The organism is Cupriavidus ulmosensis, from assembly GCF_977008105.1.
The window spans coordinates 3,157,740-3,179,815 of record NZ_CDRMWP010000002.1; the positions used below are offsets into that span (position 1 = coordinate 3,157,740).

Consider the following 22,076-nt stretch of genomic DNA (forward strand, 5'->3'; position numbering starts at 1 on the left):
AGCGAAACCTCGTTGTTAGCTGCTGAAGGTGAAGGTGGAAAGCGTTGAAAGCGGTTGAATCCGGTTGCGGGCGATGACAGGCGGCTGGAAGGCCCGCGCGTTCAGTGAATGAACAGCAGGGCCAGCACCAGCGGCGCCGCCAGCCCCAGGCCGACCAGCGGCCACGTCGCCATGCGCCCGCCCGCGTGCAGCTTGAGCAGGAACAGCCCGGTGACGCTGAAGATCAGGCAGGCCGCGGCGAACACGTCGAGGAACAGGCTCCAGGCGCGGCCCGTGTTGCGGCCCTTGTGCAGGTCGTTCAGGTAGGAGATCCAGCCGCGGCTGGTCTGCTCGTACTGCGCCTCGCCGCTGTCCAGCGCCAGGCTGACCCAGGCGTCGCCGCCCGGGCGCGGCAGCGCCACGTAGACCTCGTCGCCCGACCACTCGGCCTCGCGGCCGGCGGCGTCGATGTCCAGCGTGCCCGCCAGCCACGCCGCCAGCTGCGGCGGCACCGGGCCCTTGTCGCCATGCTTGACCTGGCGCAGCGCGTCGGTCAGCGCGGCCGGCGCGTTCGCCGTGCGCGTGACCACCTTCGGTTTTGCCTCGATCTGGCCGGCGTGGTTGAGCGTGAATCCGGTCACGGCGAACAGCAGCATGCCGATCAGGCAAAGCGCCGAGCTGATCCAGTGCCACTGATGCAGGTGTTTGAGCCAGAAGGCCCGGCGTTGCTGGCCCGCGCCCAGCGTGGTTTCGGTCATATCGGTGTTCCGGCGCGCGGCAAGCTCGCCGTGCCTTCCTGGGTGGCGCCCGTGGGGCCGCCTCGTCCGGCGCGCGCGCGTCGCGCCGCCATGCAAGGTGACGCTTCAGGCAAACAAGCCGAAAGGATAATGGTTCTCATTTGAAACCGCAATGGCTGGCGGGACAGGATCGGCGACAACCGGATTACAGGAGCTTACAGGGTGCTGGCGAGAACACATCGGGATCGTTTGTGCGGCAGTGCACACTTACCCTGTACCCCGCCGCGAGGCTTGATGCACTTGAGGAAACCACCTAGTCGCGCCGCGTCAAGTTTGGCTTTGCAGCAGCCGTTATGGCGTCTGTGGAGTGAGTCGATATCTAAAAAGACGAGGAGAGGAAAACATGCTGGCGCGTCTTAGCCTGAGGAAGAAACTGCTGTTGCCGTTGCTGCTGAGCTGGCTGTGCCTGCTCGGCCTGACGCTGTGGGATGCCTGGCAGATGCGCGACCTGCGCCTGGAGGAACGCAAGCTGGACCTCGTCCATGTGACCGATACCGCGCTGTCGGTGGTGCAGGAATACGAGGCGCTGGGACGCAGCGGCAAGCTGCCGATGGAGGAAGCGCGGCAGCAGGCGCTGGACCGCGTGCGCGCGATGCGCTTCGGCGAGGACGGTTATTTCACGCTGATGCATTCGGACATGGTGGTGGCGATGCACCCGTTCAAGCCGGAGATGAACGGCAAGAACATGAGCGACCTCAAGGACCCCGACGGCACCTATCTGTTCCGCGAGATCGCCGCCATCGGCAAGGGCGTGGGCCACGGCTACGTGCATTACCTGTGGGCCAAGCCCGGCGCCGAGGCGCCACAGCCCAAGCTGAGCTACGTGGCGATGTTCAAGCCGTGGGACTGGAACTTCATCGCCGGGGTCTACCTGGACGACATCGACGCGGCCTTCCGCCACGCGCTGCTGAAGTCGCTGCTGTTGCTGCTGGCCATCGGCACCGTCATGACGGTGGTGGTGATGCGCATCGCCAACGGCCTGCACAGGCAGCTTGGCGGTGAGCCTGCGCTGACTTCGCAGATCGCCGCGCGCATCGCCGAAGGCGACCTCGCCGGCGAGGTGCGCACCGCGCAGGGGGACCGCCACAGCGCGCTGTTCGCCATGCAGCAGATGCAGGGCCGGCTGACCGGCGCCATCGGCAGCATCCGCGGCTCGGCCGACTCGATCGCCAACGCGGCGCGCGAGATCGCCGCCGGCAACTCGGACCTGTCGCGCCGCAGCGAGGAGCAGGCGGCCTCGCTGGAGCAGACCGCGGCCAGCATGGAGCAGCTCACCGGCACCGTGCGCCAGAGCGCCGACAACGCGCGCCAGGCCAGCCGGCTGGCCGAAGGCGCCTCGGAGATCGCGGTGCGCGGCGGCGAGATCGTCGGCCAGGTGGTCAGCACGATGGGCGAGATCAAGGCGGCCTCGGGCAAGGTGGTGGACATCATCGGCGTGATCGAGGGCATCGCCTTCCAGACCAACATCCTGGCGCTCAACGCCGCGGTGGAGGCGGCGCGCGCCGGCGACCAGGGCCGCGGCTTCGCGGTGGTGGCCGGCGAGGTGCGCAGCCTGGCCCAGCGCAGCGCCACCGCCGCCAAGGAGATCAAGGGGCTGATCGGCAACTCGGCGCAGCGCGTGGACGACGGCGCGGCGCTGGTGGAGACCGCCGGCCAGGCCATGCACGAGATCGTGGAAGCGGTCAGGCGCGTGACCGACCTGATGGGCGAGATGCGCGCGGCCACCGAGGAGCAGACCGGCGGCATCGAGCAGGTCAACCAGGCGGTCACGCAGATGGACCAGATGGCGCAGCAGAACGCGGCGCTGGTGGAGCAGGCGGCCGCCGCCGCGGCCTCGCTGGAGGACCAGGCCGACGCCCTGCACAAGGCGGTCGGCGCGTTCCGGCTGGCGGGGGCCTGACGGCAGCGGCGGCGGATCGGGCGGCAAATCGGGCCGCGTAGTCAAGCCACGCAATCAGGCCGCGTAGACGGCCTCGAACGACTTGAAGCCCTTGACTTCGATCGGGTTGCCGAACGGGTCGTAGAAGAACATGGTCCACTGCTCGCCGGGCTCGCCCGCGAAGCGGACCTGCGGCTTGAGCACGAAGTCGATGCCGGCGGCTTCCAGGCGGTCCGCCATCGCGCGCCAGTCGGGCAGCAGCAGCGCGATGCCGAAGTGCGGCATCGGCACGAGCTTGTCGCCCACGCGGCCGGTGCACGCGGTGGTCAGCGGCTCGCCGAGGTGCAGCGACAACTGGTGGCCGAAGAAGTCGAAGTCGACCCAGGTCTGGGTGCTGCGCCCTTCGGTGCAGCCCAGCACCTTGCCGTAGAAGCGGCGCGCCTCGTCGAGGTCGCGGATGTTCAGGGCCAGGTGGAATACGCTTTGCAGCGCGGTGACGTTATCGGAAGGCATGGTCGGGCAAGCTCATCAAGTGGAATGGTTCAGACAGAATTGTCGCAGGGCCGCGGGCATCTCGACCGGCCTTTCCGAGACCTTGTCGACCCAGACCCAGGTCACGCAGGCGCTCGCGTATGCCGCGCCCGATCCCGCGTCGGCGATCTCGAAGGTCAGGCCGACGCTGCTGCGGCCGACGTGGCCGCAGCCGACGCGGATGTCGAGCTCGCACGGATAGCCGACCGGCGCGCGGTACACGCAGCCGAGGCTCGCCACCACCGGCATCATGCCGGGGGCCTCGCGCGCCAGCGCCAGGCGCGCGGCGAGCTGCATGCGGGCTTCCTCGACATAGCGCAGGATGGTGACGTTGTTGACGCGGCCGTCGGCGTCGAGGTCGCCCCAGCGCGCCGCCAGCCGCAGCGTGAACAGGGCCGGCGGCGGCGGCGCGCCATCGTCGGCCAGCTTCAGCATGGCGCGCCCGGCGCCGCCGCCGGCATGGCGCGGCGCCGCCTCATACGATGCCCGCCTGGCGCAGCGCGGCGATCTCGGCCGCGCCGTAGTGCAGCTCGTCGAGCACGGCGTCGGTGTGCTCGCCGCGGTCCGGCGCCGAGGTCCGCACGCGGCTGGGCGTGCGGCTGAGCGTGAACGGCTGGCCGACCACCTCCACCGTGCCGAGCCGCTTGTGCTCCACCGGCTGCGCGATGCCCAGGTGCCGGACCTGCGAGTCGGCGAACACCTCGTCCATCGTGTAGATCGGCCCGGCCGCCACCTGCCCTTCTTCCATCGCCGCCAGCCATTCGGCCGAGGTGCGCTGGCGCGTGATCTCGGACAGCTCGGCGTTGAGCGCGTCGCGGTTGTCCGAGCGCCCCTGCTCCGTGCTGTACGGCTCGCGCTCCATCAGGTCGGGCCGCCCCAGCGCCTTGCACAGCCGCAGGAACATGGCCTGCTCGCCGGCCGCGATGTTGATGTGCCCGTCGCGGGTCGGGTACACGCCGGTGGGGATCGAGGTCGGATGGTTGTTGCCGGGCTGGGTCGGGATCTCGCCGAGGAACAGCCAGCGCGCGGCCTGGAAATCCAGCATGGCGATCATCGACTGCAGCAGCGACACCTGCACCCACTGGCCCTGCCCGGACGACTCGCGCTCCAGCAGCGCGGTCATGATCGCCATCGCGCAATAGAGCCCGGAGCCCACGTCGGCCACCGCGATGCCGGTGCGCATCGGCCCGTGCGCCGGGTCGCCGGTGACGGACATCAGCCCGCCCATGCCCTGCACGATGTGGTCGAAGCCCGGCCGGCGGGCGTAGGGGCCGTCCTGGCCGAAGCCCGAGATGCTGGCGTAGACGATGCGCGGATTGATCTTGCGCAGCGACTCGTAGTCGATGCCGAGCCGGAACTTCACGTCCGGGCGGAAGTTCTCGGCCACCACGTCGGCATTCTTGACCAGCTCGTAGAAGATCTCCCGGCCCTTCGGCTCCTTCAGGTTGATGGTGAGCGAGCGCTTGTTGCGATGCAGGTTCTGGAAATCGGGGCCGTCGCGCAGGCCGCCCCAGCCGTCGCTGACCTCCATGTGCTCGGGACTCTCGATCTTGATCACGTCCGCGCCCCAGTCGGCGAACTGGCGCACGCAGGTGGGGCCGGCGCGCACGCGCGTGAGGTCCAGCACGCGGAACCGCTTCAGCGGCCCTTCCCTGCCCGCGGACTGGCCGGCGGGTTGATCCACTGGCTGGCCGGCCGACTGCGGCGCGGCATGTGGCTTGATTTCGGCATTCGCGTTCATCTCGTTGCCCTCATTTTCCGGTGAAGGCCGGCGCGCGCTTCTGCGCGAACGCGGCGCGGCCTTCCTTGTAGTCGTCGCTGCCGAAGCACGTGTCGATCAGCGCCTGCGCGGCCGTCATGTCGGTGGCGCGCGCCGCCGCCTCGAGCTCCAGGTAGGCGCGCTTGATCGCGCGCAGCGTCAGCGGCGCGTTGGCGGCCACGGTCTCGGCGTAGGCCAGCGCGTGGCGCTCGATGTCGGCCAGCGGCACCACCTCGTGCACCAGGCCCATCGCCAGCGCTTCCTGCGCGTTGTAGCGGCGCGCGCTGAAGAAGATGTCGCGCCCGCGCGCGGGGCCGACGATGCGGTTGAGCCGGATCTGGCCTTCATAGCCGTAGCCCACGCCGAGGCGCCCCGCCGGAATGGCGAAGCTGGCGGTGTCCGAGCAGATGCGGATGTCGCAGCTCGCGGCGAAGTCGAGCCCGCCGCCGATGCAATAGCCCTTGATCAGCGCGATGGTCGGCTTGGCGCACTGGTAGATCGCGTCGTAGGCGCGCTCGCTGGTCTGGTGGTAGTGGTGGTTCTGCGCGGCGCTGTCGCGCACGGCGCCGAACGCCGAGATGTTCGAGCCCGCGGCGAAGGCCCGCTCGCCGGCGCCCTGCACGATCACCGCGCGGATCTCGTCGTCGTCCTCGAACGCGCGCATCACGCCGGGCACGGCCTCGGCCATGTCCATCGAGATGGCGTTGTGCTTCTGCGGGTCGTTGAAGACCAGCCAGCCGATGGCGCCGCGCTTGCTGGCGACGATCTTTTCAGTCTGCGTGTTCATGTTGCCTCTCGTGGCTGGCCGCCGGCGCGCCGGCGGCGGATTGCGGTTCGGACTTGCCGGCGGGCGCGGGCTGGGCCAGCTGCACCAGCAGGCTGAGGCTGGCGTCCACGCTGGCGCGCGCGCCCTCGGGCAGGATCAGCGTGGAGCTGGCTTCCTGCACGATGGCCGGGCCGGCGATGGCCTGCCCGACGCCGAGCGCCTCGCGCTCGTAGACCGGCACCTCGGCGTACTGGCCGCGCCCGCCCAGGTACATGCGGCGCGTGCCGCGCGCGGCCTGCGCGCCGGAGATCGACGCCATCTTCACGTTCAGCTCGCTTTCCTGCGGCGTCACCGACACCGCCACGCGGATGTTGACGATCTCGATGTCGCCGGCCGGCGGCACCTGGCCGAAGGTCTGCAGGTAGCTGCGCAGGAAGGCATCGCGGATGGCCTGGTAGGTGGCGGCGCCGTAGGGGCCGGCCGGCAGGTCGGTGATGACCTCGAAGCCCTGGCCGGCGAAGCGCAGGTCGGCCGCGCGCTGCCTGGCCGCGCCGCCGCTCTGGCCCGGCAGCGTGGCGTCGATCACGGCGCAGGCGTCCTGCTCGATGCCGCGGTAGGCCTGCTCGAGCGCGTCCCAGTCGACGCGCTCGAGCGTCCAGCCCACGCTGAGCATGCGGTCGATGCGGGCCGGCGCCATCAGCAGGCCGAGCGCCGACGCCACGCCCGCGCCCGGCGGGCACAGCACGCGCTCGATGCCGAGCCGGGCCGCCACTTCGCAGCCGTGCAGCGGGCCGCCGCCGCCGGTCAGCAGCAGCGCGAACCTGCCGGCGTGGTGGCCGCGCTCGGCCACGTGCACGCGCGCGGCAGCCGCCATGTTCTCGTTGACGATGGAGTAGATGCCCCAGGCGAAGTCCGCCACCGACAGCCCCGAGGCCTCGGCCAGCGGGCGCATCGCGTCCTCGGCGCGGGCCACGTCGATGGTCATGGTGCCGCCCGCGAACGAAGCCGGGTCGAGGAAGCCGAGCACCAGGTTGGCATCGGTCACGGTCGGCTGCGTGCCGCCGCGCCCGTAGCACGCCGGCCCCGGCGTGGAGCTGGCGCTCTCGGGACCGACCTTGAGCAGGCCCAGCGCGTCGAGGTGCGCGATGCTGCCGCCGCCCGCGCCGATCTCGATCAGCTCGATGGTGGAGATCGACAGCGGCAGGCCGCTGCCCTCGGTCAACCGCTTCTCGCGGCTGGCCTCGAAGTGGTGGGCGATCACGGGCACGCCGCCGTCGATCACCGCCAGCTTGGCGGTGGTGCCGCCCATGTCGAACGCCAGCACGTCGCCGATGCCGGAGCGCGCGCCGAAGAACGCGCCGGCCAGCGCGCCCGCCGCGGGGCCCGACTCGAGCAGCTGGATCGGCACGCGCTTGGCTTCCATCACGTGCGTGAGGCCGCCGTTGGACAGCATCATGAACAGCGGCGCGGCAATGCCGAGCGCCCCGATCTCGCTGGTCAGCCGGTCGAGATAGCCGTCGGCCAGCGGCTTCACGTAGGCGTTGGCCACGGTGGTGGAGGTGCGCTCGTACTCGCGGATCTGCCGCGACACCTCGGACGAGATCGACACGAACAGCTCGGGGTACGCCGCCTGGATCGCGGCGCGCGCCATTTCCTCGTGGACCGGATTGGCGTAGGCGTGCAGGAACACGACGGCGATGGAGGTCACGCCCGCGGCCGCCAGCCGGCCGGCCTGCGCCACCGCCTGGGCCGGGTCGAGCGCCAGCTCCACGCTGCCGTCCGGGCCCAGGCGCTCGTCGACTTCGAGCCGCAGGCTGCGCGGCACGATCGGCCTGGGCAGCTCGATGTGGAGGTCGAACAGCTCGTACTTGTGCTCGCGCGCCATCTCCAGCGTGTCGCGGAAGCCCGCGGTGGTGATGAGCCCGGTGAGCGCGCCCTTGCGCTCGATCAGCGCGTTGGTAAACAGCGTGGTGGCGTGGATCACGCGATGGACGTCGGCGAACGCCATGCCTTCGCGCCCGAACAGCGTCTTCACGCCGCGGATCACGCCTTCGTACGGCGCGCTCGGCGTGGTCAGCTCCTTGTGCGAGACCGAGGTCTTGCCCACGCTGTCGTAGACCACGATGTCGGTGAACGTACCCCCGATGTCGATGCCGAGGGAGTAGCTTGCTGCTGTCATTGAGTTTCCCCTGTTTGCTTCAGGTGCTTCAGGTACTTCATGTGCTTCGTATGCTTTGGATGCCTGGCGTGGCACGCTTCGGGGCGCGCCTCGGGACACGCCTCACGGCGCGCTGACGTAGCCGTCGAGCCGGTCGCGCTCGCGCAGCGCGTCGTCGCGCTCGGCGGGCGGGCCGAAGCCGCCGCCGCCGGGCGTGAGCAGCTCCACCACCTGCCCCGGCGCGAGCACGTGCTGCACCTTCGGGTTGACCGCGACGCCGTCGATGAGCACCGCGCCGGGCTTGCCCGGCTCGCCGCCGTCCAGGCCCTGCGCCGCCGCCTCGGCGCGCGTGCGCTCGGCCATGAAGCTGACCACGATCGGCGTGCGGTTGCGGTTCTCGAAGGCGATCACCTGGCCGGTGCCGCCGCGATGCTTGCCGGCGCCGCCGCCGTCGGCGCGCAGCTCGCGCCTGAGCACCCGCAGCGGCGACATGCGCTCGATCATCTCCACCGGCGTGGACGAGATGTTGCTCGGCCAGGACAGCACGTTGGCGCCGTCCTGCTTGTGCGAGCCGCCGTAGCCGCCGTTCATGAAGAACAGGTTGGTGAAGGGCGTGCCGCTCTCGCGCACGCCGGACAGGTTCACGCACCACAGCGGCGAGCCCACCGCGGCGATGGCGCGCTCGGGCATGGCCTCGGCCAGCGCGCCGATCACCATCATCGGCACGAAGTGGCCGATCAGCGCGCGCGCGCCGCCGGCCGCGGGCGGCTTCGAGTTGAGGATGCAGCCCTCGGGCGCGGTCACGCGGATCGGCGCCATCACGCCTTCGTTGTTGGGCACGTTCGGCAGCAGCACCGCGCGCAGCCCGTAGCAGGTGTAGGCGATGGTGTAGGCCAGGCAGACGTTGATCGAGCGCGGCACCTGCGCGTCGGTGCCGGTGTAGTCGACCGTGATCTCGCCGTCCTTGACCGTCATGGTCAGCTCCAGCCGCACCGGCTGGTCGAGCCCGTCGCTGATCGCCGTGCGGCGGTACACGCCCTCGGGCAGGCGGCGGATCGCCTCGCGCATGGCCTGCTCGGAGCGCGCGTGGATCTCGCCGGCCAGCTCGCCGAGCGAATCGAGCCCGCGCTCGGCCATCAGGTCGAGCACGCGGGTCTCGATCATGCGCAGCGCGGTGAACTGTGCGAACAGGTCGCCCATGACCTGGTCCGGCTCGCGCACGTTCTTGCGCAGGATGGCCTCGAAGGTGGCGTCGATCTCGCCCTTGCGCACCACCTTCATGATCGGGATCTGCAGGCCTTCCTCGAACACCTCGCGCGCGTCAGCCGAGCGGATGCGCCCGCCGATGTCCGGCGCGTGCGCCACCGAGCCGGCCCAGCCCACCACCACGCCGTCGCGGAAGATCGGCTTGGCCACCGAGATGTCGGGCAGGTGCCCGGTGCCCTGCCAGATGTCGTTGGTGATGAGGATGTCGCCCGGCTCCAGCGTGTGCAGCGGGAACGCCGCCAGGAAATGGCGGATGGTGCGCGGCATCGTGTTCATGAACGACGGAATGCTGTTGGTCGCCTGGGCGATCGAGGCGCCGTCCGCGGTGGTCAGCACGCACGCGAAGTCGTTGGACTCGCGCACGATGGTCGAGAACGAAGTGCGCACCATTGCGGCGGCGGCCTCGTCGACGATCGAGATCATGCGGGTCCACAGCAGCTCCAGTGTGACCGCGTCAAAGCGTTGACTCATTTTTTTCCCCTGGCGCGGCGGCGCCATCGTGGTGCCGCCGCAGGTTGGTTGACACAAATCGAATGTACCGATTTAGACTATGTATTCCCAATGCTGTTTTGCCGGTACGGTATTCCAGATGAACATAGACTCGCCGCCCGACCGCGCCGCCCCCGCCAGGCCGGTCACTACCGCCACGCTCAAGATCCACGAGCTCGAGGCGTTCCGCGCCGTGATGCTGCGCGGCACCGCCACCGAGGCCGCCGTGCTCATGCACACCACCCAGCCGGTCATCAGCAAGCTGATCGCGCGCTTCCAGCACAGCATCGGCATCCAGTTGTTCGAGCTGCGCAAGAGCCGGCTGGTGCCGACGCCCGAGGCGCACATCCTGTTCAAGACCATCGAGCGCACCTACGTGGGCCTGGACCACGTGGCGCAGGCCATCGCCGAGCTGCAGGGCGGCCACAGCGGGCGCCTCATCATCGGCAGCCTGCCCTCGTTCGGCATGGGCCCGCTGGCCGGCATCACCGCCGAATTCCTGCAGGCCGAGCCCAATCTCGAGGTGCTGATCGAAACCGTGAACTCCAGCCTGATCCGCCACAGCGTGGTGTCGGGCAAGGTCGACCTGGGCATCGCGCTGAAGTCGGTCGATACCGCCGGCGTGCGCGCCGAGCCGCTGGTCTCGGTCAACACCGTGTGCGTGATGGGCAAGGGCCATCCGCTCGGCGCCAGGCGCGAGATCGGCGTGGCGGACCTGCGCGGCCAGCCGCTGATCCTGCCATCGCGCGACAGCGCGTCGCGCGCGGCCATCGACCAGGTGTTCGGCGAGGCCGGCATCACGCCGCGCGTGATCGCCGAGACCTCGTATGCGATGACCATGTGCCTGCTCGCCATGCAGGGCAACGGCGCGGCGCTGGTGAGCCCGTTCGCCGCCATGCACCTGCGCAAGGCCGGCCTGGTGGTCAAGCGCTTCGTGCCGCGCATTCCGGTCGAGCTGCTGCTGCTCACGGCGCTGGACACCTCGCCGTCGCGCATCGCGGCGCGCTTCATCGAGCGCATGCACCGCTCGCTCGACCGCTTCGAGGAAGTCTGGGGCTGACACCGGCATGATGCGCGGCGCCGGCATCAGTTCGCCACGATGTGCGCTTCCTTGATGACCTTGCCGAACTTGGCGGTCTCGGCGGCGATGAAGGCATTGGTGGCGCTCACGTCCTTGTTGCCGGGAATCACGCCCATCTCCGCCAGGCGCGGCTGCATGTCGGGCGCCTGCATGATCTCGCGGATGTCGTGGTTGAGCTTGCGCACGATGTCGTCGGGCGTGCCGGCCGGCGCGGCGATCGTAAACCACGCGGTAAACACGTAGCTCGACAGGCCGTCCTCGCCGATGGTCGGCACGTTGGGCAGGCTGGCGGCGCGGCTGGGGCCCGTCACCGCCACCGCGCGGATGGCGCCCGAGTTGATCAGCGGCAGCGCGGTGGGCAGGTTCTCGAACATCATCTGCAGGCGGCCGCCGACCAGGTCGGTCAGCGCCGGGCCGCTGCCCTTGTACGGCACGTGCGAGATCTTCGCGCCCGACTGGTACTTGAACAGCTCGCCCGCCATGTGCGTCGACGAGCCGTAGCCGGCCGAGCCGAAGAACAGCGTGTCCGGGTGCGAGACGCTGTCCTTGATGATGGCCCCGGTGTCCTTGAGCTTCACGTTCTTCGAGACCACCAGCACGTTGGGCATGGCCGCCAGGATCACGATCGGCTTGAGCTCGGTCGACGGGTTGTAGTTCAGCTTCGGATAGACCTGGTACGTCGAGTGGATGCCCATCGTGCCGAACAGCAGCGTGTAGCCGTCCGGCGCCGAGCGCGCCACGTTCTCGGCGCCGATGTTGCCGCCCACGCCGGGCCGGTTGTCCACCACCACGGTCTGGCCGTATTTCTCGCTGAGCTTCTGCGCGAGCAGGCGGCCCAGCACGTCGGCCGAGCCGCCCGGCGCGAGCGGCACGACCAGCCGGATGGACTTGTTCGGGTAGCCCTGCGCCGATGCCGGACAGGACGCGAGAATGCTGATCGACGCAATGAGGGCCAGCGCTATCTTCTTCATGGTTTCGCCTTGATGTGTGAGTTGCCGGGGAAAACCCGCGCGCGGCGCGGCGGGATTTCCGCTTCGGATGCGATCGATCTGGCGCGGGCCGGCGGCACGCGGCTTCCGGATTCGGTCCGGTATCTCGCGATCTGCGAAGCAATATATGGACGCACCCGGTGGCTGCCCAATTCTTTTAGGCGCGCAGGGTATGTCGTGCGGATATGCGCTCCGGCGCGCTGCCCGCATGCGGTGCGGCGCGCCGGAAATACCGCACCAGGAGAGGGCGGCGCGGGCGGCCCGCGCCCGCAATAGGTGCCGCCGGAACACGCGCCGGCGCGGCGGGAAAGCCGCTTTGCGCGGCCCGCGGCGAGGTTACGGCAACGCCGGCGCGGCGGCGTCGCCCGCCATCAGGTGGCGCGCCAGCAGGCCAGCGTGCGGCGTCAGCGCGGCGAAGTCGCGCGCGCACAGATGCAGCTGCCGCAGCGCCCACGGCTCCGACAGCGGCAGCAGCGCCAGCCCCGGGCGGCGCAGTTCCGCCGCGGAAGCTTCGGAAAGAACCGCGATGCCGACGCCCGCCTCGACCATCGCGCCGACATCCGCCACGCTGCGCAGCCGCACGCGATAGGCAAGCTGGCGCCCGAGCCGCGCCGCGCGCTCGCCGAGGTGGATCTCCAGCGCGGCATCGGCCAGTCCCACGAAAGGCTCGCCGGCAAGGTCGGCGAACGCCACGCGCGCCTGCCGGGCGAGGCGGTGCGCGCCGCTGGCCACCACCACCAGCTGGTCCTGCGCGAGCAGGCGCGTCTGCAGCGCGGCGAGGTCGGCGATGTCCGCCACGATGCCCAGGTCGGCGCGCCCGTCGGCAAGCGCGCGCACGATCTCGCCGCTGGGCTGCTCCTCGAGGTCGACCGACAGATCGGGATACGCCGCCAGGAAGCGGCGCAGGCGGCTCGGCAGCAGCGCGGCCAGCGCCGCCGTGTTGGACAGCAGCCGCACGCGCCCCTTGAGGCCAGTGGCGTAGTTGCGCAGCTCTCCGCGCATCTGCTCCACCTGCCCCAGGATCAGGCGCGCGTGCCGGACCAGCGCGTCGCCGGCCGCGGTGGTGTGCACGCCGCGCCGGGTCCGCTCCAGCAGCGGCGCGCCCAGCGCGGCCTCCATGCCGGAGACGCGCTCGCTCGCGGAGGCCAGCGCGAGATTGGTGGCGCGCGCGCCGCGGGTCAGGCTGCCGTGCTCCACGACGCTGAGAAACAGGCGCATGTCGGTGAGATCGAAGCGCATCGTCGTTGCCTTTCCGGATTTCGGTTGAACCGAAGCCTAGCACCGGAATTGCCAGATTGCGCGCGCGCCGGCGCCCGCCTACGATGCCTGGCATGGACGCTACCCTGCTGCTCTCGCTTGCCGGCCTGACCGCCGGCGCCATGAACGCCCTCGCCGGCGGCGGCTCGTTCGTCAGCCTGCCGGCCCTGATCGCGGCCGGCGTGCCATCGGTTCAGGCGAATGCTTCGAGCACGGTCGCGCTGTTTCCGGGCGGCCTCGCCAGCGCGTGGGCCTACCGCGACGACCTCGGGCCGGTGGGCACGGTGCCGCTGCGCCCGCTGCTGCTGGCCACGCTCGCCGGCGGCGTGGCCGGCGCCGTGCTGCTGCTGTACACGCCCGCGAAGACCTTCGACTTCGTGCTGCCGTGGCTGCTGCTGGTGGCCAGCCTCGCGCTGTCGTGCGGGCGCCGGCTCGGCGAATGGCTGCGCCGGCGCGCGCGCATCCGCCCGGCGGCGGTGCTCGCGGTCCAGTTCGGCCTCGGGGTCTACGGCGGCTACTTCGGCGGCGCCGTCGGCATCATGATGATGGCCGTCTGGGGCCTGCTCGACAGCCGCGACCTCAAGAGCCTGAATGCGCCGCGCACGCTGCTGGTCAGCGCCGCCAACATGATGGCGGTGGTGATCTTCATGGCCGCGCGCGCGGTCCACTGGCCCAGCACGCTGGTGATGCTGGCCGCGGCCACCGTGGGCGGCTACGTGGGCGCGCAGATCGGCCGCCGGGCGCCGGCCCGCGTGGTGCGCGCGGTCACGCTGGCGCTCACCGCCGGCATCACCGTGGCGTTTTTCGTGCGGGCTTATTTGCCCGCGCAGCCGTGATGGCGGCCTTGCTCGAGACCCTCGGCGCGCTGGGCGTGCTCGCGAGCATGGCGGCGGCTGTCAGGGCGCGCCGCGAAAGAATCCGGCGAGGCCAGCGAGGCCGGCGCCCCCGCTGAGCGGGAGGCCGCCAGCGCCATTTCCGACCCCCTCCAAAAATCTGCAAATTTCCCTTGTAATGAGATTAATTCCCATTTACTATGGCATCACTGTCTGACGCGAGGCAAGCAGCACCGGCCCGGCAGGCAGCAGGAACACCGCAAAAAAAGCAGCAGGAAGTAGCAGCAAGCAGCAAGGCCGGCGGCAAGTCCGCGGCCAACCGGATTTTCGATGTGGCGCGCAAGCGCGGCATCCATCACCGTCTTTTGTGGGGACCGCTCCGTACCGCGGAGCGTTTGGCAGTAGCCAGTCACCGGAAGATCGGGAAAGCAACCAGACCCCGCTTTCCCGATCGCGTCTTCGGCCGACAAGCCAAGCCATCTTTTTATTCCGCAAGCCGTGCCAGCACGTCTTGCAGCCAGCGGGCGGCCTTCCGTGCAGGATGCCGCCCGCTGCATTCCTGCGGTCTGGACAGCGTACGCTCGCGCGAAGCGCGCCGCGGCGCGGCCGGCCGGAGCACCACCATTTCCGATCGATGCGCCCGCATGGGCGCGAAGCCGCAGCATGCTGATGCCTCCAGACAGTACCGACCCGATTGACCTGAAGCGCGCCGGCCTCAAGGCGACTTCCCCGCGCGTGCGCGTGCTGGAAGTCTTCCGCGCCAGCGAGCGCCGCCATCTCAGCGCCGAAGACGTCTACCGCATCCTGCTGGCGCAGGACGTGGATGCCGGCCTGTCCACCATCTACCGCGTGCTCAACCAGCTGGTGCAGGCCAACATCCTGCTGCGCCACAGCTTCGAGGCCGACCACGCGGTGTTCGAGCTCAACGAGGGCGGCCACCACGATCACCTGATCTGCGTCGCGTGCGGCCACGTGGAGGAATTCCGCGACGAAGCCATCGAAGCCCGCCAGCGCGAGGTGGCTTCCGCCAACGCCTTCGTGCTGCGCGAACACATGCTGGTGCTGTACGGCCTGTGCCCGAGATGCCGGGCCGACAAGGCCATCAACTGACACGGCCGCCGGTTCCCCGTCCTCCGTCACCCGGAACCTCGGCCCCTGCCCGGCTGCGCCCGCCGGGCCGTAACCGGAGTCCGACATGGATCGCCAGATCAAACCCCTGCCCGAACTCAAGCGCCTGCTGAGCCACTGGCTGCGCGAGCAGCCCGGCTGCCAGGATTGCCAGCTGCGCGCGGTCTGCGTGCACCGCCCCGACCACACCGGCTGCAACTGGAGCGCCGAGGTCGACTTCCCCGACCGCAGCGACGAAGAAGCGGTCAGGAGCCTGCCGCTGGCGCGGCGGGTGGTGGTCAGGGTGCGGGAGCGCTTCAACGTCGAGGGCATCGGCGCCGGCCGGCTGACGCCGACCGCGTAGCCTTCGCGCTTTTTTGCACGGCGCGCGCCGCCCACGCGCGCCGCGTCCGGCTAGAATCCCGCACTGCCCCGTGCGTGCAGGACGGGATCCACAATATCGAGCCGGACCACCAATGCCCACCATCCATGCGCCGCGCCGCGCGCTCCTGGCACTCGCCCTCACGCTCAGCATGCCGGCCGGCTGGGCGGCGGACGGCGCCGCCGCGGACCAGACCGCTCCCGCCAGCAACTGGAAGATCTCCGCCGGCCCCGGCGTCTACGTGGCCCCCGACTTCCCCGGCGCGCGCAGCACGCTGGTCTACCCGATCGTCTACCAGGACATCGACTACGGCGGCCGCTTCTTCTCGCGCGGCTTCGACCTGCTCGGCGTGTATGCGCTCAACAACGACGTCTGGCAGATCGGCGCGGACTTCCAGTTCGACCCGACCTGGCGGCGCAGCAAGAACGATCACCGGCTCGACGGCCTCGGCGACGTCAACATGACCATGCGCGCGCGCGCGTTCGCGCAGGCGCAGGTGTCGTTCATCACCTTCTCGGCCGACGTGGCGCAGGACATCGCCGGCCAGGGGCAGGGCCTGGTCGCCAACGGCGACGTGCTGTTCAGCCTGCCGGCGGGCAAGTGGCTGTTCACGCTGGGCCCGGGCGTGACCTGGACCAACGGCAAGTACATGCAGACCTTCTTCGGCGTGACGGCGGACCAGAGCGCGCGCTCGGGCCTGCCCGCGCACGCGGTGGGCGCGGGGCTGCGCGAGTGGCACGCCAACGGCATCGTCACCTACGAGATCTCGCACAACTGGTCCGCGCTCGGCTCGCTGACCTTCGCCCGGCTGGAGGGCGACGCGGCCAGCAGCCCCGTCACCGAGCGCCGCCAGCAATGGACCGCGATGGCGGCGCTGACCTACCGGTTCCGCTGACGCGGCGCCGCGCGGGCCGTTGGGACTGTCAGGGCCGTCAGGGCCGCCCCGGCACCGCGGGCGCCACCGCCACGGTGGGCGCCGGGCGCAGCACCAGCCACACGGCCACGCCGATCAGCGCGCCGCCGGCGGCATGCGACCACGACAGCTGCTCGTGCAGGAACAGCGCGCCCCACACGATGCCGAACGGCGGGATCAGGAAGGTCACGGTCAGCGAGCGCACCGGCCCCAGGTCCGCGATCAGCCGGTAGTAGAGGATGTAGGCGATGGCGGTGCAGAACATGCCCACGCCGAGCATCGCCAGCCACACGCCCGGCCCGGCGGCCGGCAGCGTGTTCTCGCGCCACAGCGCGGCGGCGCAGAACGGCAGCAGGAACAGCGCCGCGCCGAACATGCTGCCGGTGGCCACCAGGCGGCTGTCGAGCCCGCCCTGCGCGGTGATCCAGCGCCGCGCCAGGAAGCCGGCCAGCCCGTAGCAGGCCGTCGCCACCAGGCAGGCGGCGGCGCCCAGCAGCACCTGCGGCGTGAACGCCACCGGGCCGGTGCGCGTCAGCACCGCCACGCCGGCCACGCCGAGCACCACGCCGCCGGCCTTGTTCAGCGTCAGGCGCTCGCCGAAGCCCACCGCCCCGATCAGCACGCCCATCAGCGGCGTCATCGCGTTGAACACCGCCGAATAGCCGGCCGGCAACCACAGCGCCGCGAACGCATACATGACGAAGGGGATGCCCGAGTTGATCACGCCCAGCGCCATCACCGCGCGCCACTTGCCGCGCATGTCCCAGCGCACGCGCATCAGGGCCAGGCAGGCCAGCAGCGTCAGCGCGCCGATCAGCACGCGCAGGAAGGCCGTCGTGAACGGCCCCAGCACCGGCGCGCCGATGCGCAGGAACAGGAAACTGGCGCCCCAGATGGCGGCCAGGGACAGCAGGCGAAGCAGATCGGTGGGTTTCATGGCGGGGTGGAAGGCCGGGATGCCCGGATTAGACGCGGGGCCGCGGCCGGCCGCAAGCTGCTTTCGGACATGTTCCTGTCCGGAAAAGACGGCGTGAAGTTATCTATTGAACACAATTTGCGCGACTTTAGAGGCGGGAGAGCCTCTCGATCCCCTCGGAAGGGGGGTGACGCAAATCCGGCGTGACAAGCCGCGTTAAGTTATTTTAAAATCTGATCTGCGCCAGAGTTAATTGACCCCTCCGACGCATTCCCGACAAGCCGCCACGCTCGTGGCGGCTTCTTTTTTTGCGGCGCGTGGACCACAACTATAAATCAACGTCAACCGCAATGCGAGATCCCGCGTTTGCACCGTCATGAAACGACAGTTCCTTGGCTTGCTCGCCCGCATCTACGTCCTCCAGTTCGCCGTCGAGGTCCCGGCCACCGTGGCCATGCTCGCCGAAATGCTGATGGAGTACGGCTTCCAGGTGGATATCGGCTCCGTCCGCCCGCTGCTGCGCGCGCTGCAGATGGACGGCTACATCGAAAGCGTGCTGCGCGACGGCATCGGGCGGGTCTACCTGATCACCGAACGCGGGCGCGAGGAACTGCGCGCCAGCCGCGCGCACGTGGACGATCTCTACCGCCGCCTGCACTCGCGCAACGATCCCTCCGAAGCCTCCAACGGCTGACCCGCCGCCGCCGTCCGTTCCTCCTGCCGCGCTCCGCCGCGCATTGCGCGCTACCATCCGTACCCGTTTCTGCGTGGCCACGCGGGCCGGCGCCGGCCCGCCTCCGACGAAAAAAGCCCGGACGCGGCAGCGCCTCCGGGCTTTTTTCGTCGGCGGGCCGGTCAGGCCGCCTTACTTCTTCTCGGCCTTGCCTTCGTAGCGCTTGCTCCACTCGGCCAGGATGCGGTCGCGGTTGGTGCTGGCCCAGCCGAAGTCGTTCTTGATCAGGCGCTTCTCGTAGTCGGCCGGCAGCAGCGCATCGGGCTTGGCGATGCCGGGAATGGCCAGCACCGCGAAGTTCTTCTCGTACAGCGCCATCGCCTCGCCGGAGGCGGAGAAGTCGGCCAGCCTGCGCGCGGCTTCCAGGTTCCTGGTGCCCTTGACGATGGCGGTGGCCTCGATGTCCCAACCCAGCCCCTCGGACGGCAGCACGATGTCGATCGGCGCGCCTTCCTTCTTGGTCTTCATGGCGCGGTACTCGAACGCGATGCCGATCGGGAACTCGCCCTGCGCGGCCATCTTGCACGGCTTGGAGCCCGAATGCGTGTACAGGCCGATGTTCTTGTGCAGCGCGTCCATGTAGGACCAGCCCTTCTGCTCGCCCATCATCTGCAGCCACGCGCTCACGTCGAGGTAGCCGGTGCCGGACGAGGCCGGATGCGGCATGACGATCTTGCCGGCGTACACCGGCTTGGTCAGGTCGGCCCACGAGGCCGGCTTGGGCAGGCCCTGCTTCTGCGCCTCCACGGTGTTGAAGCAGATCGCCGCGCCCCAGACGTCCATGCCGACCCAGGCCGGCGGGTTGGCGGCGCTGCGGTATTGCGCGTCCACCGCCGCCAGGTTCTTCGGCGCGTACGGCTGCAGCATGCCTTCCTTGTCGAGGATGGCCAGGCTGGAGCCGGCCAGGCCCCAGATCGCGTCGGCGCGCGGCGCGGCCTTCTCGGCCAGCAGCTTGGCGGTGACGATGCCGGTGGAGTCGCGCACCCACTTGATCTCGATGTCCGGGTTGGCCTTCTCGAAGGCGGCCTTGTAGGCGGCGATCTGGTCGGCCTCGAGCGCCGTGTAGACGGTCAGCACGGTGTTGGCATGAGCGGCGCCGGCCAGCAGCGCGAAGGCGGCCACGGCGGTGGCGGTGCGGAACGGATGAGGCATGGTTTCTCCTTGGGATGCGTGCGGATGCGGTGTTGCGGGTTCGGAAATCCGGGCCGGCCGGTCAGTGCGCCGGCGCGCGCCACGCCTGCGTGCGGCGCAGCCAGCCGCGCGCGGCGCCGAGCAGCAGCAGGCAGGCCAGCGCCGAGGTCAGCAGGATCAGCGTGGACATGGCCGCGGCGGACGCGGTGTCGCCGGCGTCGTCCATGTTCAGCACGGAGATCGCGGCCAGCACGGTGTCGGGGCTGTAGAGGAAGACCACCGCCGACACCGTGGTCATGGCCGAGACGAACAGGTAGCGGAAGATGTCGAGCAGCGCCGGCAGGCAGACCGGCACCGTGACGCGCCAGCAGGTCGCCAGCGGCGCCACGCCGAGCGACAGCGCCGCGGCCTCGAACTCGCCGTCGAGCTGGCGCAGCGCGGCGGCGGCGGTGAGGTGGCCGGTGGTGTAGAAATGCGCCACGTTGCAGAGCACCAGCAGCGTCATGGTGCCGTACAGCGCGTGCAGCGGATTGGCCGGCGCGTTGAAGAAGAACACGTAGCCGAGGCCGAGCACCAGCCCGGGCACCGCCATCGGCAGCATGAAGCCGGCGCGCAGCGCGCCGTGCAGCCAGGCCGGCCCGCGCGTGCGCTCGGTCAGCCAGGCGCCGAGGAAGATCGCCGCGGTGCCGGCCAGCGCGGTCAGCGCCGCCATCCTCAGGCTGTTGCGGTAGGCCAGCCAGCCGCCGCCGTCCATGTTGTCGAAGTCGTAGTGCGCCAGCGTGAGCTGCAGGTTGTACGGCCACAGCCTGACCAGCGAGGCGCCCACCGCCGCGGCCAGCACCAGCAGCAGCGCGCCGCCCACGGCCAGCACCACCAGCAGGCAGGCCGCGTCGCGCAGGCGGTCGCGGCCCGGCACGTAGACCTGCGCGCGGCTCGACATCTGCGCGCGCTGGCGGCGCTGCATGGCGACGTCCACGCCGAAGGTCAGCAGCGCCGGCAACAGCAGCAGCATGCCGATCAGCGCGCCGCGCGCGAACTGCTGCTGCCCCACCACCGCCTTGTAGGCCTCCAGCGCCAGCACCGGATAACCGCCGCCCACCACCTTGGGCACGCCGAAATCCGTCACCACCAGCGTCAGCACCAGGCAGGCCGCGCCGAACAGGCCGTGGCGCGCGCCCGGCAGCGTCACCGTGAGGAAGGTGCGCCACGGCGACGCGCCCATCGCGCGCGCGGCCTCGTACAGGCGCGCGTCGGCCAGCGAGAGCGCGGCCATCAGCACCATCAGCGCGTGCGGGAACGTGTAGAAGGCCTCGCCCAGCACGATGCCCCAGAAGCCGTAGATGCCGCCGGCGCCGAAGGCGCCCTTGAAGATGCCCTGGTTGCCGAACAGGTAGACCAGCGCGATGCCCGGCAGCAGCGACGGCGCGAACAGCGGCAGCAGCGCGATGCCGCGCCACAGCGGCTTGAGCGCGACGCGCGAGCGCTGCAGCGCGTAGGCGAAGCCGAACGCCAGCGGCACCACCAGCGCGGCCACGGTCAGCGAAACCGCCAGGCTGCGCCCGAGCAGCGGCACGAAATTGGGATTGGCGGCCAGCTCCGCCATGCGCGCGGGCAAGGCCCAGTTGCCGGCCTGGTCGAACCACGCCTGCCCGAACAGCGCCAGCAGCGGCAGCGCGAGCGCCGCCGCCAGGCCCGCCAGCCACAGCCACTTCATGCCGGCCGGCGCGCCGTGGGCGAGGCGCCGCGCCAACCCGGCGCCGCCGGCGCGCCCGGCAGGCGCGGCCGCGGCGGCGGCCACGGGTGCCGCGCGCGTCATGCGAACACCTGCAGTGCCTGGCTCGGCAGCGCGACCCAGAACTTGTGGCTGCCCGGCGCCGGCAGCAGGTGGCGCTGCTCGCGCAGCACGTCGGCGAACAGCGTGATGCCGGGCAGGCGGTCCGCGGCCAGCATCAGCCGGTAGCGGCTGCCGAGATAGGTTTCGTCGACGATGCGCGCCAGCAGGCGGTTGGGCTCGCTCTCGGCCGGCTGCAGCCTGACCGCCTCGGGGCGGCAGCACAGCCGCGTCGCGTGCTCGGGCGCGGCGCCGGCGCACGCCGGCGACACCGCCAGCTCCACCTCGCCCACGCGGAAGGTGTCGCGCCCGCTGCGCCGGCCCGTGAGCCAGTTGGCCTGCCCGATGAACTCGGCGACGAAGGCCGAGGCCGGGCGCTCGTAGATCTCGCCGGGCGTGCCGGCCTGGGCGATGCGTCCGCCGTCCATCACCGCGATGCGGTCCGCCATCGCCATCGCTTCGTCCTGGTCGTGCGTGACCATCACGGTGGTGACGTTCAGGCGCCGCTGCAGCTGGCGCAGCTCCAGGCGCAGATGCTCGCGCACGCGCGCGTCGAGCGCGGACATGGGCTCGTCGAGCAGCAGCAGCGAAGGCGCCGGCGCCAGCGCGCGCGCCAGCGCCACGCGCTGCTGCTGGCCGCCGGAGAGCTGGCCGGGGAACTTGCGCTCGCTGCCGTCCAGGCCCACCAGCGCCAGCATCTCGCGCACGCGCGCGTCGCGGTGGACGCGGCCCATGCCGCGGCCCGGCAGGCCGTAGGCCACGTTCTGGCTCACCGTGAGATTGGGGAACAGCGCGTAGGACTGGAACAGGATGCCGTAGTCGCGCGACTGCGGCGGCAGGCCGGTCAGCTCGCGCCCGCCGGCATGGATGCGGCCCGCGTCCTCGCGCTCGAGGCCGGCGATGATGCGCAGCAGGGTGGTCTTGCCGCAGCCCGACGGGCCCAGCAGGCACAGCAGCTCGCCCTGCGCCACCGACAGCGACACGCCGTCCAGCGCCTGGAAACCGCCCGCCCCTCCGAAACGCTTGCTGACCTGCTCGACCGCCAGGAACGCGCGGCCCGGCGCGGACTCACCTGCTTGCATGAATGCCCAACCCTTGATGCCATGATGACAGGGGGGCATGTTAGGGACGGCGCGTGCCAGTCATGTGGCAGCCGGGCAAAGAATGCCGATGCGGGTATTGGCGGATTTGCGGAGCGGATTTGCGGGCGGATTGACGGGTGAATCGACGAGCGGACTGGCGAACGAATTGACGAACGGATCGGCCGGCCGCCGCCGGC

At 70.5% G+C, this 22,076-nt stretch carries 20 protein-coding genes; 7 read left to right on the forward strand and 13 right to left on the reverse strand.

Annotation, left to right across the window (positions count from 1 at the left end; genetic code table 11):
• Positions 1-101: 101 nt before the first annotated feature.
• Positions 102-737, reverse strand: a complete 636-nt coding sequence (locus ACWTPI_RS33640; RefSeq protein WP_059411961.1) for a PepSY-associated TM helix domain-containing protein — start codon at positions 735-737, stop codon at positions 102-104.
• A 382-nt stretch (positions 738-1,119) separates the two neighbouring features.
• Between ACWTPI_RS33640 and ACWTPI_RS33645 the strand changes: the two genes are divergently transcribed.
• Positions 1,120-2,676, forward strand: a complete 1,557-nt coding sequence (locus ACWTPI_RS33645; protein ID WP_454733951.1) for a methyl-accepting chemotaxis protein — start codon at positions 1,120-1,122, stop codon at positions 2,674-2,676.
• A 54-nt stretch (positions 2,677-2,730) separates the two neighbouring features.
• On the opposite strand, the gene ACWTPI_RS33650 is transcribed toward ACWTPI_RS33645, so the two are convergent.
• The 6 genes from ACWTPI_RS33650 to ACWTPI_RS33675 form a co-directional block, all read right to left on the reverse strand.
• Entirely contained in the window at positions 2,731-3,144 is a 414-nt protein-coding gene (locus ACWTPI_RS33650; RefSeq protein WP_059412046.1) for a VOC family protein, read from the reverse strand.
• Between the two features lie 39 nt (positions 3,145-3,183).
• Entirely contained in the window at positions 3,184-3,621 is a 438-nt protein-coding gene (locus ACWTPI_RS33655; RefSeq protein ID WP_020203782.1) for an acyl-CoA thioesterase, read from the reverse strand.
• Positions 3,622-3,661: 40 nt separating this feature from the next.
• A complete protein-coding gene (locus tag ACWTPI_RS33660; RefSeq protein WP_454733952.1) occupies positions 3,662-4,927 on the reverse strand; it encodes a CaiB/BaiF CoA transferase family protein in 1,266 nt (421 codons plus the stop codon).
• Positions 4,928-4,937: 10 nt separating this feature from the next.
• The gene (locus ACWTPI_RS33665) at positions 4,938-5,732 is read right to left on the reverse strand and encodes an enoyl-CoA hydratase (protein WP_020203784.1); all 795 of its coding nucleotides are present in this window, start codon (positions 5,730-5,732) and stop codon (positions 4,938-4,940) included.
• On the reverse strand, positions 5,716-7,890 hold the full coding sequence (locus ACWTPI_RS33670; protein ID WP_020203785.1) for a hydantoinase/oxoprolinase family protein: 2,175 nt from the start codon (positions 7,888-7,890) through the stop codon (positions 5,716-5,718). Before ACWTPI_RS33670 ends, ACWTPI_RS33665 begins: the two co-directional genes overlap by 17 nt.
• A gap of 102 nt (positions 7,891-7,992) precedes the next feature.
• Positions 7,993-9,606, reverse strand: coding sequence for a hydantoinase B/oxoprolinase family protein (locus ACWTPI_RS33675; RefSeq protein WP_454733953.1), 1,614 nt, complete (start codon positions 9,604-9,606; stop codon positions 7,993-7,995).
• Positions 9,607-9,724: 118 nt separating this feature from the next.
• On the opposite strand from ACWTPI_RS33675, the gene ACWTPI_RS33680 reads away from it, so the two are divergent.
• A complete protein-coding gene (locus tag ACWTPI_RS33680) occupies positions 9,725-10,684 on the forward strand; it encodes a LysR substrate-binding domain-containing protein (protein WP_020203787.1) in 960 nt (319 codons plus the stop codon).
• A 26-nt stretch (positions 10,685-10,710) separates the two neighbouring features.
• Here the strand turns inward: ACWTPI_RS33680 and ACWTPI_RS33685 are convergent, their stop codons facing one another.
• Together ACWTPI_RS33685 and ACWTPI_RS33690 are read right to left on the reverse strand one after the other, a co-directional pair.
• A complete protein-coding gene (locus ACWTPI_RS33685; RefSeq protein ID WP_020203788.1) occupies positions 10,711-11,676 on the reverse strand; it encodes a Bug family tripartite tricarboxylate transporter substrate binding protein in 966 nt (321 codons plus the stop codon).
• A 354-nt stretch (positions 11,677-12,030) separates the two neighbouring features.
• Positions 12,031-12,933 carry a LysR substrate-binding domain-containing protein gene (locus tag ACWTPI_RS33690; protein WP_454733954.1) on the reverse strand — a complete coding sequence of 301 codons (903 nt, stop codon included), beginning with the start codon at positions 12,931-12,933 and terminating at the stop codon, positions 12,031-12,033.
• 92 nt (positions 12,934-13,025) lie between these two features.
• Between ACWTPI_RS33690 and ACWTPI_RS33695 the strand changes: the two genes are divergently transcribed.
• The 4 genes from ACWTPI_RS33695 (at position 13,026) to ACWTPI_RS33710 (ending at position 16,168) form a co-directional block, all read left to right on the forward strand.
• Complete coding sequence (locus ACWTPI_RS33695) at positions 13,026-13,787, forward strand: sulfite exporter TauE/SafE family protein (RefSeq protein WP_454733955.1); 762 nt, start codon at positions 13,026-13,028, stop codon at positions 13,785-13,787.
• 660 nt (positions 13,788-14,447) lie between these two features.
• The gene (fur, locus tag ACWTPI_RS33700) at positions 14,448-14,894 is read left to right on the forward strand and encodes a ferric iron uptake transcriptional regulator (RefSeq protein ID WP_020203805.1); all 447 of its coding nucleotides are present in this window, start codon (positions 14,448-14,450) and stop codon (positions 14,892-14,894) included.
• An 85-nt stretch (positions 14,895-14,979) separates the two neighbouring features.
• Positions 14,980-15,255: a hypothetical protein gene (locus tag ACWTPI_RS33705; protein WP_020203806.1), complete on the forward strand. Its 276-nt coding sequence runs from the start codon at positions 14,980-14,982 to the stop codon at positions 15,253-15,255.
• Positions 15,256-15,367: 112 nt separating this feature from the next.
• A complete protein-coding gene (locus ACWTPI_RS33710) occupies positions 15,368-16,168 on the forward strand; it encodes a MipA/OmpV family protein (RefSeq protein WP_454733956.1) in 801 nt (266 codons plus the stop codon).
• Between the two features lie 37 nt (positions 16,169-16,205).
• Here the strand turns inward: ACWTPI_RS33710 and ACWTPI_RS33715 are convergent, their stop codons facing one another.
• Positions 16,206-17,123, reverse strand: coding sequence for a DMT family transporter (locus tag ACWTPI_RS33715; RefSeq protein WP_454733957.1), 918 nt, complete (start codon positions 17,121-17,123; stop codon positions 16,206-16,208).
• A 355-nt stretch (positions 17,124-17,478) separates the two neighbouring features.
• Between ACWTPI_RS33715 and ACWTPI_RS33720 the strand changes: the two genes are divergently transcribed.
• Complete coding sequence (locus tag ACWTPI_RS33720) at positions 17,479-17,796, forward strand: PadR family transcriptional regulator (protein WP_029043783.1); 318 nt, start codon at positions 17,479-17,481, stop codon at positions 17,794-17,796.
• A 171-nt stretch (positions 17,797-17,967) separates the two neighbouring features.
• Here the strand turns inward: ACWTPI_RS33720 and ACWTPI_RS33725 are convergent, their stop codons facing one another.
• The 3 genes from ACWTPI_RS33725 to ACWTPI_RS33735 form a co-directional block, all read right to left on the reverse strand.
• Complete coding sequence (locus ACWTPI_RS33725; protein WP_454733958.1) at positions 17,968-18,987, reverse strand: putative 2-aminoethylphosphonate ABC transporter substrate-binding protein; 1,020 nt, start codon at positions 18,985-18,987, stop codon at positions 17,968-17,970.
• 61 nt (positions 18,988-19,048) lie between these two features.
• Positions 19,049-20,782, reverse strand: coding sequence for a putative 2-aminoethylphosphonate ABC transporter permease subunit (locus tag ACWTPI_RS33730; protein ID WP_454733959.1), 1,734 nt, complete (start codon positions 20,780-20,782; stop codon positions 19,049-19,051).
• Positions 20,779-21,879, reverse strand: a complete 1,101-nt coding sequence (locus ACWTPI_RS33735) for a putative 2-aminoethylphosphonate ABC transporter ATP-binding protein (RefSeq protein WP_454733960.1) — start codon at positions 21,877-21,879, stop codon at positions 20,779-20,781. Before ACWTPI_RS33735 ends, ACWTPI_RS33730 begins: the two co-directional genes overlap by 4 nt.
• Between the last annotated feature and the right edge of the window lie 197 nt (positions 21,880-22,076).

Bases quoted from the DNA above. Each gene is read 5' to 3' on its own strand.
- ACWTPI_RS33640 (WP_059411961.1), bottom strand. From the start codon at position 737: ATGACCGAAACCACGCTGGGCGCGGGCCAGCAACGCCGGGCCTTCTGG.
- ACWTPI_RS33645 (WP_454733951.1), top strand. From the start codon at position 1,120: ATGCTGGCGCGTCTTAGCCTGAGGAAGAAACTGCTGTTGCCGTTGCTG.
- ACWTPI_RS33655 (WP_020203782.1), bottom strand. From the start codon at position 3,621: ATGCTGAAGCTGGCCGACGATGGCGCGCCGCCGCCGCCGGCCCTGTTC.
- ACWTPI_RS33660 (WP_454733952.1), bottom strand. From the start codon at position 4,927: ATGAACGCGAATGCCGAAATCAAGCCACATGCCGCGCCGCAGTCGGCC.
- ACWTPI_RS33665 (WP_020203784.1), bottom strand. From the start codon at position 5,732: ATGAACACGCAGACTGAAAAGATCGTCGCCAGCAAGCGCGGCGCCATC.
- ACWTPI_RS33670 (WP_020203785.1), bottom strand. From the start codon at position 7,890: ATGACAGCAGCAAGCTACTCCCTCGGCATCGACATCGGGGGTACGTTC.
- ACWTPI_RS33675 (WP_454733953.1), bottom strand. From the start codon at position 9,606: ATGAGTCAACGCTTTGACGCGGTCACACTGGAGCTGCTGTGGACCCGC.
- ACWTPI_RS33680 (WP_020203787.1), top strand. From the start codon at position 9,725: ATGAACATAGACTCGCCGCCCGACCGCGCCGCCCCCGCCAGGCCGGTC.
- ACWTPI_RS33685 (WP_020203788.1), bottom strand. From the start codon at position 11,676: ATGAAGAAGATAGCGCTGGCCCTCATTGCGTCGATCAGCATTCTCGCG.
- ACWTPI_RS33690 (WP_454733954.1), bottom strand. From the start codon at position 12,933: ATGCGCTTCGATCTCACCGACATGCGCCTGTTTCTCAGCGTCGTGGAG.
- ACWTPI_RS33695 (WP_454733955.1), top strand. From the start codon at position 13,026: ATGGACGCTACCCTGCTGCTCTCGCTTGCCGGCCTGACCGCCGGCGCC.
- fur (WP_020203805.1), top strand. From the start codon at position 14,448: ATGCTGATGCCTCCAGACAGTACCGACCCGATTGACCTGAAGCGCGCC.
- ACWTPI_RS33705 (WP_020203806.1), top strand. From the start codon at position 14,980: ATGGATCGCCAGATCAAACCCCTGCCCGAACTCAAGCGCCTGCTGAGC.
- ACWTPI_RS33710 (WP_454733956.1), top strand. From the start codon at position 15,368: ATGCCCACCATCCATGCGCCGCGCCGCGCGCTCCTGGCACTCGCCCTC.
- ACWTPI_RS33715 (WP_454733957.1), bottom strand. From the start codon at position 17,123: ATGAAACCCACCGATCTGCTTCGCCTGCTGTCCCTGGCCGCCATCTGG.
- ACWTPI_RS33720 (WP_029043783.1), top strand. From the start codon at position 17,479: ATGAAACGACAGTTCCTTGGCTTGCTCGCCCGCATCTACGTCCTCCAG.
- ACWTPI_RS33725 (WP_454733958.1), bottom strand. From the start codon at position 18,987: ATGCCTCATCCGTTCCGCACCGCCACCGCCGTGGCCGCCTTCGCGCTG.
- ACWTPI_RS33730 (WP_454733959.1), bottom strand. From the start codon at position 20,782: ATGACGCGCGCGGCACCCGTGGCCGCCGCCGCGGCCGCGCCTGCCGGG.
- ACWTPI_RS33735 (WP_454733960.1), bottom strand. From the start codon at position 21,879: ATGCAAGCAGGTGAGTCCGCGCCGGGCCGCGCGTTCCTGGCGGTCGAG.